The sequence below is a fragment of the Brevundimonas sp. UBA7506 genome (assembly GCF_002479495.1).
In the GTDB taxonomy this organism is placed as follows: domain Bacteria; phylum Pseudomonadota; class Alphaproteobacteria; order Caulobacterales; family Caulobacteraceae; genus Brevundimonas.
Map to the genome: position 1 here is coordinate 568,988 of NZ_DLNQ01000005.1, position 13,899 is coordinate 582,886.

The window sequence follows — 13,899 nt, forward strand, 5'->3', positions numbered from 1 at the left end:
AACGGGGGAGCTGAATTCTATCGCGTTAACGGGGGATAGACGTGCGGCATGCAAGGAAATAGCGGATATATGAGCTTCTGGATCACGCCGTTCGCCCCATGACGTCCGCCGAAAACCTACTTCCCACAGCGGACGGCGCCGGTCTTCGGGTGCGACGCACCACTGATTCGGGATCGACGGCGCGCGATTCGGCGCCCCCTCCCCGTCGTGCGCGGCGCGGCCCTTTCCGACCCGACCTCTGGCTGAACACGCGCCAGCGCAACGCCGCGCGGCGGCGCGTCTTCTATTTCCGGGTTGTCGATGTTCTGGGAGTCAGCGCCGCGGTCATCGCCGGCCTCGCAGCACTTGCAGGCGGCGCACCGATGGCCGTGCGTCTGATCGACGCGGCGCCCCTCTTCCTGGGCGGATCCGCCATTCTGGGCCTTCTTCGATCCCTGGGCCTTTATCGCTTCGACAAGGGGCATGGCTTCCCGTCACACCTTGGCGCGGTGGCCTGTGTCGCCGGCATCGGCGCGGCTCTGACCGCGGCGCTGGGCTACGGTCTTCACGGCGCGGCGACGCCCTGGGCGGTCTATGGTCGTTGGAGCGTCGGGGTTCTGGCCCTGCTGCTGACCTTGCACGCCGGCTGGAGCCTCATGGTCGCGGACTGGCGACGCAAGGGCGCGCTCACCCCCAATATCGCCGTGGTCGGCGCGACCCGCCATGCCGAGCGCCTGATCCGTGAAGCGCTGCAACGCCGCGACGTGAATGTTCTCGGCGTGTTTGACGACCGCCTGGCGCGATCGCCCGACGCCGTAGAGGGCGTGCCGGTCCTGGGCGAAGCCGACGCCCTGTTGAATCATCGGCTGACCCCCTACCTCGATCGGATCGTCCTGGCCATCGACCCCAAGGCGGAAGCGCGCGTGCGAGACCTGACCGCCCGCCTGAGCGTCCTGCCTATCAGCCTGACCCTGCTGATCGATCCGAAAACAGCAGAACAGCGCAACGCGGCGCTGGAGAAGCTGGCCCAGGCGCCGATGGCTCCGCTCGAAGGACCGCCCGATCTGGAGCGCCGCGCCTTCAACAAGCGACTGCAAGACATGGTGCTGGCGTCCATCGGCCTGGTGCTGCTGTCGCCGGCCCTGCTGCTCATCGCCCTGCTGGTCCGACTGGACAGCCCCGGTCCGGCGATGTTCCGCCAGCGTCGACACGGCTTCAATCAGGAAGAGATCGTGGTGTGGAAGTTCCGCACCATGCGCCACGCCGACGCCGACGCGACCGCCAGCCGTCAGGTCACGGCCGACGACGACCGCATCACGCGCATCGGTCGTTTCCTTCGCGCCACCAGCCTGGATGAGTTGCCGCAGTTGCTGAACGTCATTCGCGGCGAGATGTCCTTGGTCGGGCCCCGCCCCCACGCCATCGGCATGAAGACTGGCGAGGTCGAGTCGGCCCGGCTGGTCGCTGACTACGCTCATCGCCACCGGATCAAGCCGGGCATGACCGGCTGGGCCGCCATCAAGGGCTCGCGCGGGCCCATGCACACCGCGCCCGAAGTGCGTCGCCGCGTCCAGCTCGACATCGACTACGTCGAGCGCCAGTCCTTCTGGCTGGATCTCTGGATCATCGCCGTGACCATTCCCGTCCTGCTGGGGGACCGGATGGCGGTGCGCTGATGTTCTGGCGTGGAGTGCTGGGCTACCTGCCCGCCAACATCATCCAGGGCGTCGTCGGCTTCCTGGCCATCATCGTCTATACGCGCCTGCTCAGCCCCGAGGATTTCGGCCGCTACGCCCTGGCCTTCTCGGTCATGACCATGGCGCACGTCGCGACCTTCAGCTGGCTGGAAGCCGCCATGGCGCGATTCTGGGCCGCCCAGCGCGACGGGGCCGACATGGCCAGCCATTTCGCCAGCCTGTACCGCACAACCTTCATCATGACCGGCCTGTTCCTCCCGCTGGCGGGTCTGGCGATCTGGCTGTGGCCCATGCCCGAAGGCTTCCGCCTGCCGATCGCCGTGGCCCTGCTTGGCATTCCCGTGCGATGCCTGACCAAGCTGGCGCAGGAGCGCTATCGCGCGGCGGGCGAAGTGCGCAAGGCCGCCAGCCTCGACATCTGGAACACCCTGGCCGGCTTCGGCGTCGGCGCGGCCTTCGCCCTGTCCGGCGGGGGCGCCTCCGCCCCTCTGGCGGGCCTGCTGATCGCCCCCCTGTTCGCCCTGCCCTTCATCCTGCCCGCTGAACTCAGCGAGGCCCGTCGGGGCCGCGTCGATCGCGAGCGTCTGAAAACCTATGCGGTGTATGGCTATCCCATCGCCGCCTCGCTGGGCCTGGCCCTGGTCCTGGCCTCCACCGACCGTTTCCTGCTGGCCCTGTTCATGGACGAGGCGGCGGTCGGCGCCTATCACGCGGGCTACAGCATCGCCAATCGGACCCTCGACGTCCTGTTCATCTGGCTGGGGACGGCGGGTACGCCCGCCCTCGTCATGGCGCTGGAACGCGGCGGGCGCGAGCAACTGGTCAAGGCGGCGCGCGAGCAGGCTTCGACCCTGATCCTGATCGGCCTGCCCGCCGCGGTGGGCGTGGCCCTGGTGGCGCGCCCCCTGTCTGAGTTCATGATCGGCGAGGATCTGCGCGACGCCGCAACCCTGGTCACGCCGTGGATCGCCCTGTCGGCCCTGCTGTCGGGCGTGACGGTGTACTATTTCCATCAGGCCTTCACCCTGGGCCGTCGCACCGGCTGGCTTCTGGCCGCCATGAGCGTCCCGGCCCTGGCCAATGTCGCGCTGAATATCGTGCTCATTCCCCCTTTCGGCGTTCTCGGCGCCGCCTGGGCCACGGCCGCCAGTTTCGCCATCGGCCTGGTCGCGTCCTGGGCGATGGGTCGGCGCGTCCTGGCGCTGCCGGTGCCGTGGACCACCTTGGTCCAGTGCGGCCTGTGCTGCGTCGTCATGGCCTGCGCCCTCTGGTTCCTTCCGTCTATCGGAGGCTTCCCTGAGCTGATGCTGGACGCCTCGGTCGGAGCGACGGTCTATGGCGCTTGCGCCTTCGCCATCAACGCTGGCGGCGTCCGCGATCTGGCCCGCCGCCTTCATGGCGCGGTTCAAGCCCGCAGGGCCGCCGCATGACCGCCGCCGTTCACGACAACCTCGCCTGGTTTTCGGCCCGCCCGGCCCTGTCGGTGCTGATCCCCTTTCTCCGCGACGATCCCGAGTCCTTGATCGAGCTGCTCGACCGGGAAGCCTCAAGGCTGAACGGGGCGGCCGAACTGGTCATTCTTGACGACGGCACAAACGACCCCGACCTGACAGCGCGCCTGATCGCGCGGATCGAGGCCAGCGCCCTGCCGATCCGCCTCATCTCCCTGTCGGAAAACGAGGGCCGGTCGGTCGGTCGCAACCGGCTGGCGGCCGCGGCGCGCGGATCCAGCCTGCTGTTCCTCGACAGCGACATGCGCCCCGACCATGACCGCTTCCTCACGACCTGGGCCGACCTTGCTGCGACAAGGGACACCGCCGTCGCCTTCGGCGGCTTTTCCCTGCTGCAGGCCCCGGACGACGCCCGCTTCGCCGTCCATCGCAGTATGGCGGCGCGCTCCGACTGCACGCCCCGCGAGCAGCGCGCGCTTCAGCCCGAAAAGCACGTCTTCACCTCCAACCTGCTGGTTCGCCGCGACGTATTCGAGACCGAGGCCTTCGACACAGGCTTCAGCGGCTGGGGCTGGGAAGACGTCGAATGGGCCATGCGGGTTTCGCGCCGCTTCAAGGTCGAGCACATCGACAACCCGGCCACCCACATGGGCCTGGACACGGTCGACAGCCTGGCCGCCAAGTACGAGCAGTCCGCGCCCAACTTCGCCCGCGTGGTGGCTCGCCATCCCGATTTCGTCGCGGCCTATCCCAGCTACCGCGTCGCGCGACGCCTGCAGGCCGTGCCGGGTCTCAAGGCCATCCGCCCGCTGTTCAAACAGGCCGCACGCCTGCCCATCCTGCCCGTCGCCCTGCGCGCCTTCAGCCTGCGGCTCTACCGCGTCGCCCTCTATGCGGAGGCGATATGATCCAGCCCTACACCCCCGATGTCAGCCTGATGGGCAAGCTGCGTCGCCGCTTCGCCCGACTGACCCACCAACGCCCAGCCCAACTCGACCTGACGCGGCCTACGGTCAGCTTCACTTTTGACGACATTCCCGCCAGCGCCGCTCACGCTGGCGCAGCAGCCCTCGAGAAGCACGACGCGCGCGGCACCTTCTACGTCTGCGCCGGCCTTTTCGGACAAGAGGGACATATGGGCCGCTTCGCCGACGCCGCCGAGATCAGCGCCCTGGTCGATCAGGGGCACGAAGTCGCCGGCCACACCCTCGATCATGTGGACTGCCACCGTACGGCGCCTGCGGACCTGAACGCGGATCTGGACGCCAACGACGCTGCCCTGCACCGCCTCGGCGCACACCCCGTCCATTTCGCCTATCCCTACGGCGAGGTCTCGCCGCGCGCCAAGAAGCAGCTCGGCGCCCGTTACGCCTCGCTACGCGGGGTCCACAAGGGCCTGGTTCATGACGGCGGCGACCGCAACCAGTTGCCCGGCGTCGGCATCGAGGGCGCCGACGGCGAGTTGGTTGCTCGCGGCTGGATCGACCGTGCCGTGGCCGAAAAGGCCTGGCTGATCCTCTACACCCACGACGTGCGCGAAACGCCGTCGCCCTGGGGCTGCACGCCCGACGCACTGGAGCGGCTCATCCGCCACGCCCGCGCAGCCGGATGCGACATCCGCACCGTGGGCGAGGTCTTGAGCGCATGACCGCCGACGTCGCCGTCATCATCCCGACCCTGCGCCGCCCGGAAAGCCTGGAGCGCGCCGTCCGATCGGTGCTCGCCCAGACCGGCGTGTCAGCTCGCCTGAGAGAAATCGTCGTGGTCGACAATGACCCCCAGGCAAGTTCGCGCGACGTGACCGCGCGCCTCGCCGCGGAGGCCGCCCTGATTCCGATCGTCTGGCGACACGCCCCGCGCCCCGGCGTCGCCACCGCCCGCAATGAAGGGCTGGCGGCGACAACCGCGCCCCTGATCGCCTTTCTCGACGATGATGAATCGGCCTCGCCGGATTGGCTCGCCGCTCTGATCGCGGCGCAGGTCATGACCGACGCCGACGCCGTCTTCGGTCCGGTCCGCGGTCGCGTGCCGGACGGGACCGGCTGGACCCGCCCCTATCTGGAGCGCTTCTTCGGTCGCGAGGGCCCCAACCGGACCCAGTTGATCGACGCGCCTTACGGCTGCGGCAACTCCCTGCTGGTGCGGGCGACCGCCCTGCCCGGCGCCGCCCCCTTCAACGCCGCCGCCGATCAATCGGGCGGCGAGGACGACGCCCTGTTCGCGGCTCTCGCGGCGCGCGGCGGACGCTTCGGCTGGGCCGCAGACGCATGGGTCGATGAGTTCGCGCCGCCCCACCGAGCCACGCTGCGCTACGCCCTGACACGGGCCTTCGCCTATGGTCAGGGCCCCAGCCAGACCGCCGCCGCCGCGCGGGACTGGTGGGCCGTCGCGCGCTGGATGATGGTCGGCGCGGCACAGGCGGCTGTCTGGGGCGCCGCAGCGCTCGGACTGACCTTGGTCGCCAGCCCTCGTCGCGCAGATATGCTGGACCGCTGCGCGCGCGGGATCGGAAAACTGTTCTGGATGAAGGGCTTCGAGCCGCATTTTTACGGCACGCGCGAACTGGCGCGGCTGGAGCGCCAGGCTTCGCTCTAGCCCGCCAGGCGTCTCAGGATCGACGGCGGCGTCCAGATCGAGCGGTTCATCACCACCCCGGCGATATGGCCGCCCACAGCGTCGATCTCGTCTCGTAGGACCACGGGATCGCCCGCTGCTGTCGTTTCCGCCGCCACGACGATGATGGTGGCGTCGACGAAGGGCGCCAAGGTGATCGCCATGTCGCTGCGGTCCGCTGCGGGTGTATCGATGACGACAGTGTCGGCATGAGTCCGCAACGCGTCCCAGTAGCGGGCTTCGCCCAAGGCCTCGACCCGCTGGCCGGCGCGCGTCAGTTCCATATGGAAACGAGTGACGAACAGACGCCCCCCCAGACAGGCTCGCGCCGTCATCAGACGCGCCGGGGCGACCGGCCGTCCGTCCCGGCCTCGCATGGGCGGGGTCACCACATAGAAGGCCGACCCGTCGGGCGAAGCCTGCACCGGCATGGTCAAGCGCCCGAACCGCTCGGGTTCCGCCCCGATGGAGTCCATCTGGCCCTGCTGCGCCAGATCTCCGTCGATCAACCAAACCGGCTTCCTGGCCCGGACCGCCGCCAGCCGCGCGTACTCGCGCGCCACAGTCGAGGTTCCTTCGCCCGACGTAGCCGAGACGAACTGGATCACACGGCCACGATGCGCCGAGGCCGGCCCCAGCGCCGCCCACAGTCCCGCCATTTCCGTCGTCAGATCGACCATTCGAATCGGTTACACGCTCGCCCTCAAGCGGTCAGCCTAGCATGGCCGTCCGCCGATCAGGCGCGCTTCATCGGCGCAACCGCCAGCACAGGAAGCTGCAGCGTCCGGCTGGCCGTGGACGGCGTCGAGAAGCCCTTGCGCAGGAAGACGCGCAGCAGGCCGACGCACAGCGCCGTGAACCCGGCGAACAGGAAGGCGGCGATCAGCAGCAAGGCCTTCATGCTCTTGCCCTTGGACGGAGGCTGGGCGCGCTCGATGACCGTGACGTTATCGGCCCCGGCCTTGACCAGCTCGTTATCGGCGCGGCTCTGGGTCTCGCGCAGCTGGAATTCGCGGATCGAGGCGGACAGAACCTCGCGATTGCCCGACAGGGTGGCGTTGCGCGACTCCAGCTCGGTGAGGCGGGCCTGACGCGCGCGCAGATCCACCACCTGGCGGTCCAGAACAGCCAGACGCGCCGCAAGCGAGTCGCGTTCCGCCTGGGCGTTGATCCGCGTGGTCTCCAGCTCGACCCAGATGGGATTCGGTCCGGTGCGAACCTCCTTGGCGCCGACCGCCGTGCCGGTGCCGACATAGGACTGCAACTGGGCGATCTGGGTTTCGATCTCACGGACCGGCGCCGCATCGGGCTGATAGCGCGCCAGCAAGGTTTCGCGCTGGGTCCGCAGCTGCAGAATCTGGTCTTGCGCCGAAATGTTCAGATCCTGCTGCAGGGCGATTTCCGCCGGCGTGCGGTTCTGCTGCGCCACCAGGGTCGCCAGCCGTTGCGACGCCTGGTTCAACTGCGCCTGCACGTTCATTCGTTCCGCAAAGACCGACTGATAGGTTCCGGCCAGGGTCGCCTTGGCCGTGGCGAAGTCGCCGATGTCGTTGCTGCTCAGGAAGGCCTCATAGGCCCGGTCGGCGTCCGCCAGTTCGCCCTCGAAGGTCTGGCGCTGCGTCTGGATGGCGGGGGTCGCCCGGTCCTGAAACACCTCCCGACGATAGGTCAGGTACTGGTCGATGACCGTATTCAGAACCCGCGCCGACAGGGCGGGATCATCGCTCTTGTAGGACAGGCCGACGACCGGACTCAGCGGCGCGGCCGTCACATCCAGACCCGCGCTGACGGCGCGCACGGCCGAGGCTTCCTGCTCCTGCAAAGTTCCTGTTGCGGGATGCCCTTCCTGAAAAGTCTCGACCCCCAGAGCCCGGACGACCCGCTGCTTGACCTCCAGGCTGTTCAGGATGGCGGCTTCCGATTGCGCCACCTCGCCCGCGGCGGGCGGCGTGGCGCGGTCGGTTGCGCCCACGCGCGGTTGATAGACATATTCCTGGCCCACGCCGACGAACAGGCTGGCGCCGGCCGTGTAGGTCTTCTTCATCGTCAGCGCCGCCGCCACGCCGATGGCGAACAGGACGGCGAACACCAGCACCATGATCCACAGCTCGCGCAACAGCAGCGCCACGACGTCGATGACGCCGTATCGCGGTCGGGCTGCAGCATAGGCTGTCGAACGCATGAACCAGGGGATTCCGTTGAAGTCGATCGCACCTTTGCGGCCTGTGCGTTAACCACGCGTTACCCATAACCGTTCAGCTTCACCTTCCGTCCGCATTCTCAGCCAGGTCGCCGCCTCCATGATGCCTGATCGCCGCTTCGTCCTGATGGCCCTGGCCGCCGGCCTGACCGGCTGTGGCGCCGCCGCTGCGGACGACGCTCGCCGCATTCAGGGCGTTTCCTCCGACCGCTTCCCCGACATCGACTTCGCCGACTGGACCGATGTCGAGCCCGAGTACCTCCTGTACCCCGGCGACGAGATCGAGGTCGCGACCCCCACCGCCTCCGAGCTCACCCGCCAACTCAAGATCGGGCCGGACGGCCGCATCTCCCTGCCCCTGCTTGGGCACGTGATGGCGGCGGACCGCACCTTGTCGCAGCTCGAGTCCGATATTTCAGCGGGTTACGCCACGCAGCTCAGACGCCCCGAGGTCGAGGTCACCTTGCGTCTGGCCGGTCCGCTCAAGGTCTGGGTCGACGGCGAGGTCCGCAATCCGGGCGTCTTCGACATGCCCGGCGACATCGACGCCTATCAGGCGGTGATCCAGGCTGGCGGCGCCCTGCCCTCGGCCAAGACCCGGCAAGCCGCCCTGATCCGGCGCGGACCGGGCGGCGTGCGCATGATGCGCGTGGTGGATCTGCGCCCCCGTCGGGGCGAAGCTGTGGCCCTGCGACGCGGAGACATCATCTTCGTCCCGCGCTCGACCCTGGGCGAACTGGCGGCCTTCTTCACCCTGTTCCGTTCAGCCCTGCCAATCGGCTTCAGCTACGCCCTGAACGGCGGCTACGCCTCGACCTGAACAGGCCCATCCTGACGAGCTTCCATATTCGGGAGGGCGTCATGGTTCGCTTTCGACCCATTGCGGACACGAGCACAACAATCCAATGTCGCCCGATGTCGACCCAAGATAGCCTGACTATAGGGGACCGCGTGCGGCTTGGCGGCGGCTATGAACCCGATCCCGCTTGGCTGTCCGGTCGGACATCGGTTCTTGGCACGGTGAGCCAGTTCATACCCGATCAGAATGGATCGCGTGCTGTCGTGGTCCAGCTCGACGAACCAATCAGTGGCGAAAGCCTGTCTGGTTCGACGGTCGTGCTTCAGCTTCGGTATGCCGATGCGAAATGGGAGCCGACCGAGACCGTGCATGTCGAACTGTGCGATTTCACTCCCGAGCCGAAGGTCTGGAAAAATCGGCGTCAGGGTGAATGGATCGAAAGCCACGCCACTTATCGCTTGGTTTCTGGCTGACCATCGGGTCCGCTAACAACGCCTAGCTGACGTCGACGGTGCCCGCTTTTCGGCTTAGCGGCCAACGTCCGCTTTCGGCACCGAAGCACAGGACTGAAATCGACCCGTCAGCGACGCTGACAGAGTCCGCTTTCAGGTTTGCGGATTGCGGATTGCTGTTAGGTTTGGCCATGGAACACGACCAAGTTGACGATCGCAAGAGCTTCGCTGCCTATGTCGGCGTGCTTAGGCAGCAACTCATTTCTGGCGGCCAGGACTGGGAAAACATTGACCTGCCCAGCTTCTTGGAAGCGATGCAGGCATGGGCGCAAGACTCGCAGCAAGCCGTCCAGGCCAACCCATGGCGGCACGCTGCCGAAGTCATCACCGCCGCCATTGGTTACGAGTAGCTGACGTCCGCTATCCACCCACTGCGGACGTTCGTCGCGGCTGCTTTTGGGAACCAAGGTCAATTTTGATCGAGAGACCGATCGAAAGACAGCGCTTCCGCCGCTTGAGCGAGCTTAAAACCCGCCCCGCCCAAACAGGCTAACCCATGGTCGGGGCGAGAGGATTCGAACCTCCGACCCTCTGGTCCCAAACCAGATGCGCTACCAGGCTGCGCTACACCCCGATCCGATGGAGCGCCCTCATGACACGGCGGGCGCCGGACCGCAACGCATTCAACGCCTTAATCTGGATCAGGGACGAAAGAAGCTGTGGCGGACCTGGTCGCCGGGCTTGGCGCCGATTTCTTCGGCACGGCCCGCGCGCAGCTCCAGCACGCCGTTGGCGGCCCCGTTCGAGGGCAGAGGCGTTTCTGAATAGGGCGTGGCGTGGCTGGCGATGGAGACGATGCGGCCCTGCGGATCGATATAGATGATGTCCAGAGAACTGGGCGTGTTCTTCATCCAGAAGCTCTGCTCGGTCGCCGCCGGGAACTGGAACAGCATCCCCCGGTCGTCTTCCAGAGGGGGACGATACATCAGGCCGCGCTCGCGCTCGGCCTCGTTATCCGCGATCTCGACCATGAACCTGTGCTCGCCCGAGGCCGTGACGATGCTGAGCGGCTCCAGCGGCCGCCCTGCCGCATCCACCGGCCCCTTGGGCGCGCAGGCCGAGGCCAGGCCCGCCAGTGCGGCCGCCAGCACGATACGACGCGAGAAACCCATGACTTCGCCCCTTAGAGGGCGAAACCTATTCGCCCGGCCTGATCGCAGCCACCACCAGCCCCTTGGGACCGTCGGCGAACCGCACCTGCACCGCATCGCCCGGCACCAGATCATCCAGTCCGCAGCGCCGCAGCGTTTCGACATGGACGAAGATATCGCCGGCCGCGCCGTCGCGCACCACGAATCCATAGCCCTTGGTGCGATTGAACCATTTGACGACGGCCGTCTCCATGGGACCGTCCGCAGAAGCGTCTATCGCCGCCCGCGGCGACACCGAAGCACGCGCCGCCTCTCGCCGCACCGGCAAGGGCGCCCCTTCGCCCAGATCAATGACGCGCACGACCTGCCAACCCTTGGGCCGGCGCGCGCACTCGCACGTGATCGCGGCACCTTCAGCGGCGGCCTCATGCCCCCCGTCCCGCAGGCTGCTGACGTGCAAAAGCACGTCTTTCAATTCCGTCAGGTCCGGCTCGTCAGGCACGATGAAGCCGTACCCCTTGCCCGGATCGAACCACTTCACCGTACCGGCGATCAAAACGATGTCCGGCGCTTCAATCTCGTCGTAATCCGACAACTCACAACCCCCGCCTGCAACGCGCGCAGCCGCTATGATTAACACGGTTCTTTGAGTGGCGGAAAAACAAAAATGACGATTTTAAGGTCGCGGGCGCACAAAAAGGCGCGCCGCAGCAAAACGCGCCGGAAACCATCGATGTCAGGGAGATAGCTCCGCGTGGCAGTCCCTAGGGGAGTCGAACCCCTCTTTTCAGGTTGAAAACCTGACGTCCTAACCGATAGACGAAGGGACCGCTGCGCGGAGGAGTGGTCTGATAGCCGCCCTCTTCGGACGACGCAAGTCTGTTTTTCAACTTTCCGAACAAAGACTTCGCCGACGCACCATGCGCGCGAAAACGCCCCTTGCGGAACGATTGAGGCTGTCGATGTCGGGGGAGAGCGAAGGCTCCGCGTGGCAGTCCCTAGGGGAGTCGAACCCCTCTTTTCAGGTTGAAAACCTGACGTCCTAACCGATAGACGAAGGGACCGCTGCGCGGAGGACCGGGGTAATAGCCGTCGATTCCGCCGCTTGCAAGCGCTTGCTGCGCAGTTTGTGCGACTTTTTCAAAGACCTGCGCTCGGCCACGCTGGAAACCTCAGGCCATGCGCGGGTCGGCCACGTCCTCGATCTCGAACTGCACCCCGCGACGGCCGTTCCAGTCGTCCGCCTTCAGCCGCCCGACCAGATTCAGCCCGCCCTGCCCCGCCAGCAGCGCCTTGCCCCCGGGCAGGTCGGCGCAACGCCAGGCGATACCCCGCACCGAGGCCCCGTCCGGCCCGACCAGACGACAGCGCACATGGCCGCCGTTCATCGCGACCGGCTCGCGCGCCTGCACGCCTTGCAGGGCGAACAGGGGCTCCGGGTTGGCGGGACCATAGGGCGCCAACTGCTCAAAAGCCTCGAACAGGTCGCGGGTCGCCGCGCGCGGATCGATCAGGGCGTCCACCTCGACCCAATCCTGGGCCACGGCCTCGGCCCGCTCGCCCGACAGCCGATCGTTGAGGAAGGCGCGCAGTTCGTCGATGCGGTCCGCCGCCACCGTCAGGCCCGCCGCCATGGCGTGTCCGCCCCCGGCGATCAGCACGCCCTCGTTCCAGGCCGCCTGCACGGCGCGCCCCAGATTCATGCCCGGCTGCGACCGACCCGACCCCTTGCCCACGCCGTTGATCGCGTCGACGCCGATGACGATGACCGGCTTCCTCCAGCGTTCGCGCAGGCGCCCGGCCACGATGCCGACCACGCCGGGGTGCCAGTCCTCGCCCGAAACCACCACCAGAGCCGACTCGTCCGCGTGCGCGCCCGTCGCCTCGACACGGCGCACGGCCTGTTCCGTCACCTGGGCCTCGACCTCGCGCCGGGCGAGGTTCAGCCCGTCCAGCTCCTGCGCCAGCATCCTGGCCTCATCGGGGTCGTCGGTGGACAGCAGGCGCGCCCCCAGGTCCGACTTGCCGATCCGCCCGCCCGCATTGATGCGCGGCCCCAGGATGAAGCCCGCGTGGTTCGACTTGGCCGGTCCCGGCTCAGCCCCGGCGGCGGCCAGCAGGGCGCGCAGCCCGGGATTGTTCCAGTCCGACATGACCTTCAGGCCCAGACTGGTCAGCGCCCGGTTGAAGCCGGTCAGCCCCGTCACGTCGCAAATGGCCCCCATGGCCGCCAGGTCCAGCCACTGGCGAATATCGGGCTCGCTCTTGCCCTCGAACAGGTCCCTCGCCCGCGCCTCGCGGTTCAACGCCGCGAGCAAAACAAAGACCACCCCCGCCGCCGCCAGATTGCCCTGCCCCGACTCGCAGCCCGGCCGGTTCGGATTGACCACGGCCAGACAGGCCGGCGGCTCCTCGCGCATCATGTGGTGGTCGATGACCACGACCTTCAACCCGATGGCCGCGGCGTGGGCCACCGCCTCATTGGCCGCCGCGCCGCAGTCGACGGTGATGACCAGATCGGCGCCGCGCGCCTTCAGCGTATCGAACGCTCGCGCGCTGGGGCCGTATCCCTCGGTCAGACGGTCAGGGACATAGATGGGCAGGTCCGCTCCGAAGGTGCGGAACCAGCGCACCAGTAGGGCCGCGCTGGAGGCGCCGTCCACGTCATAGTCGGCAAAGACGTGAATGCTGCTGCCCGCCTGCAAGGCGTCAACGATGGCGCTGGCCGCCGTATCCATGTCCATAAAGCTGGAGGGATCGGGGAACAGAGCCCGCAGCGTCGGCGTCAGGAAGTTGCGGCCCTGATCCGCCGCCACGCCGCGCGCGGCCAGGGCCCGCGCCATCGGCTCGTCCAGATCAAGAGCCTGCATATGGGCGCGGATGGTTCCTGCCTCGGCCGGACGCTGTCGCCAGGCGCGCCCCGACAGGGACCGCGAAACGCCGAGAAAGGCGGGAGCATTGCTGCCGTCAGCCATGGAATATCCTTGTCAGCCCGGCCATCATTCCGGGATTCTGTCGTTCAGACGACAGAAGCGGCTTCAGGAGCGCGGGCGATCAATCGGCGGCGGCGCGGCGGCGCGACGACGCAGGGCTTCAGCGAAGGCCTCAACCTCCTCCGGCGTCTGGGCGCCGATCGGGGCCATCTTCGCCGGATCAAAGCGACGGGTGATCGATTCGACATAGGCCGTCGGATCGTCGCTCAGGGTCCAGTCGATGCCCGCCACCTGGCGCGCCAGGGCGCCGCTGTCGGCGTTCAGCGCCTGCACGTTCGCCGCCACCTGGGCCGGCTGCGGCAGGTCCGTCGGCGTGGCCGGGAAATCAGCCCAGCGGGGGTACTCGCGTTTCTGGTCCACCAGTTCCTGAATGCGCGGCGCCAGCGGCGAGGTCGCGTCCGTCTGCGGGTCGAACGAGCCGACGCAGCCGCCCGTAAACAGCAGCAGGCCGGTCATCGCCGGCGCCATGGTCTTTTTCGGCAGGAACACGTTCATCTCGACCCCGGTCATATGCCATCATCGCGCCCGGAGGAAGGCTCGCGACCCGACGCGCGCCGGTTCCGG

The 13,899-nt window shown here is 67.6% G+C and carries 14 protein-coding genes and 3 tRNA genes; 8 read left to right on the forward strand and 9 right to left on the reverse strand.

What is annotated here, in order from left to right:
- The first annotated feature begins 98 nt into the window (after positions 1-98).
- The 5 genes from B3K53_RS04575 to B3K53_RS04595 are packed head-to-tail and all read left to right on the forward strand — an operon-like array spanning position 99 to position 5,722.
- Entirely contained in the window at positions 99-1,655 is a 1,557-nt protein-coding gene (locus B3K53_RS04575) for an exopolysaccharide biosynthesis polyprenyl glycosylphosphotransferase (protein WP_292082918.1), read from the forward strand.
- Positions 1,655-3,106, forward strand: a complete 1,452-nt coding sequence (locus tag B3K53_RS04580; protein ID WP_292082919.1) for a lipopolysaccharide biosynthesis protein — start codon at positions 1,655-1,657, stop codon at positions 3,104-3,106. Before B3K53_RS04575 ends, B3K53_RS04580 begins: the two co-directional genes overlap by 1 nt.
- Positions 3,103-4,035 (forward strand): glycosyltransferase family 2 protein, encoded by a 933-nt coding sequence (locus tag B3K53_RS04585; RefSeq protein ID WP_292082920.1) that lies wholly within the window; start codon positions 3,103-3,105, stop codon positions 4,033-4,035. The genes B3K53_RS04580 and B3K53_RS04585 overlap by 4 nt, the downstream gene beginning before the upstream one ends.
- Entirely contained in the window at positions 4,032-4,775 is a 744-nt protein-coding gene (locus B3K53_RS04590) for a polysaccharide deacetylase family protein (RefSeq protein ID WP_292082921.1), read from the forward strand. Before B3K53_RS04585 ends, B3K53_RS04590 begins: the two co-directional genes overlap by 4 nt.
- The gene (locus tag B3K53_RS04595; protein ID WP_292082922.1) at positions 4,772-5,722 is read left to right on the forward strand and encodes a glycosyltransferase family 2 protein; all 951 of its coding nucleotides are present in this window, start codon (positions 4,772-4,774) and stop codon (positions 5,720-5,722) included. The genes B3K53_RS04590 and B3K53_RS04595 overlap by 4 nt, the downstream gene beginning before the upstream one ends.
- Here B3K53_RS04595 and B3K53_RS04600 read toward each other — a convergent pair.
- On the reverse strand, positions 5,719-6,420 hold the full coding sequence (locus B3K53_RS04600; RefSeq protein ID WP_292082923.1) for a hfsB: 702 nt from the start codon (positions 6,418-6,420) through the stop codon (positions 5,719-5,721). The genes B3K53_RS04595 and B3K53_RS04600 overlap by 4 nt on opposite strands.
- Positions 6,421-6,476: 56 nt before the next feature.
- Positions 6,477-7,922 carry a GumC family protein gene (locus tag B3K53_RS04605; protein ID WP_292082924.1) on the reverse strand — a complete coding sequence of 482 codons (1,446 nt, stop codon included), beginning with the start codon at positions 7,920-7,922 and terminating at the stop codon, positions 6,477-6,479.
- 118 nt (positions 7,923-8,040) lie between these two features.
- Between B3K53_RS04605 and B3K53_RS04610 the strand changes: the two genes are divergently transcribed.
- The 3 genes from B3K53_RS04610 (at position 8,041) to B3K53_RS04620 (ending at position 9,601) form a co-directional block, all read left to right on the forward strand.
- Positions 8,041-8,760: a polysaccharide biosynthesis/export family protein gene (locus B3K53_RS04610; RefSeq protein ID WP_292082925.1), complete on the forward strand. Its 720-nt coding sequence runs from the start codon at positions 8,041-8,043 to the stop codon at positions 8,758-8,760.
- A gap of 95 nt (positions 8,761-8,855) precedes the next feature.
- Complete coding sequence (locus B3K53_RS04615; protein WP_292082926.1) at positions 8,856-9,212, forward strand: hypothetical protein; 357 nt, start codon at positions 8,856-8,858, stop codon at positions 9,210-9,212.
- 170 nt (positions 9,213-9,382) lie between these two features.
- Complete coding sequence (locus tag B3K53_RS04620; protein WP_292082927.1) at positions 9,383-9,601, forward strand: DUF7660 family protein; 219 nt, start codon at positions 9,383-9,385, stop codon at positions 9,599-9,601.
- A gap of 147 nt (positions 9,602-9,748) precedes the next feature.
- Here B3K53_RS04620 and B3K53_RS04625 read toward each other — a convergent pair.
- The 7 genes from B3K53_RS04625 to B3K53_RS04655 all read right to left on the reverse strand — a co-directional run bounded on the left by B3K53_RS04625 (position 9,749) and on the right by B3K53_RS04655 (position 13,845).
- Positions 9,749-9,825: transfer RNA gene (locus tag B3K53_RS04625), tRNA-Pro, on the reverse strand.
- A 67-nt stretch (positions 9,826-9,892) separates the two neighbouring features.
- A complete protein-coding gene (locus B3K53_RS04630) occupies positions 9,893-10,363 on the reverse strand; it encodes a DUF192 domain-containing protein (protein ID WP_292082928.1) in 471 nt (156 codons plus the stop codon).
- A gap of 25 nt (positions 10,364-10,388) precedes the next feature.
- Entirely contained in the window at positions 10,389-10,937 is a 549-nt protein-coding gene (locus B3K53_RS04635; protein ID WP_292082929.1) for a cold-shock protein, read from the reverse strand.
- A gap of 160 nt (positions 10,938-11,097) precedes the next feature.
- Positions 11,098-11,172: transfer RNA gene (locus B3K53_RS04640), tRNA-Glu, on the reverse strand.
- Between the two features lie 159 nt (positions 11,173-11,331).
- Positions 11,332-11,406 (reverse strand) — tRNA-Glu (locus tag B3K53_RS04645).
- Between the two features lie 108 nt (positions 11,407-11,514).
- Positions 11,515-13,317, reverse strand: a complete 1,803-nt coding sequence (recJ, locus tag B3K53_RS04650; protein ID WP_292082930.1) for a single-stranded-DNA-specific exonuclease RecJ — start codon at positions 13,315-13,317, stop codon at positions 11,515-11,517.
- A gap of 63 nt (positions 13,318-13,380) precedes the next feature.
- Positions 13,381-13,845, reverse strand: a complete 465-nt coding sequence (locus B3K53_RS04655; RefSeq protein ID WP_292082931.1) for a hypothetical protein — start codon at positions 13,843-13,845, stop codon at positions 13,381-13,383.
- Positions 13,846-13,899: the final 54 nt, after the last annotated feature.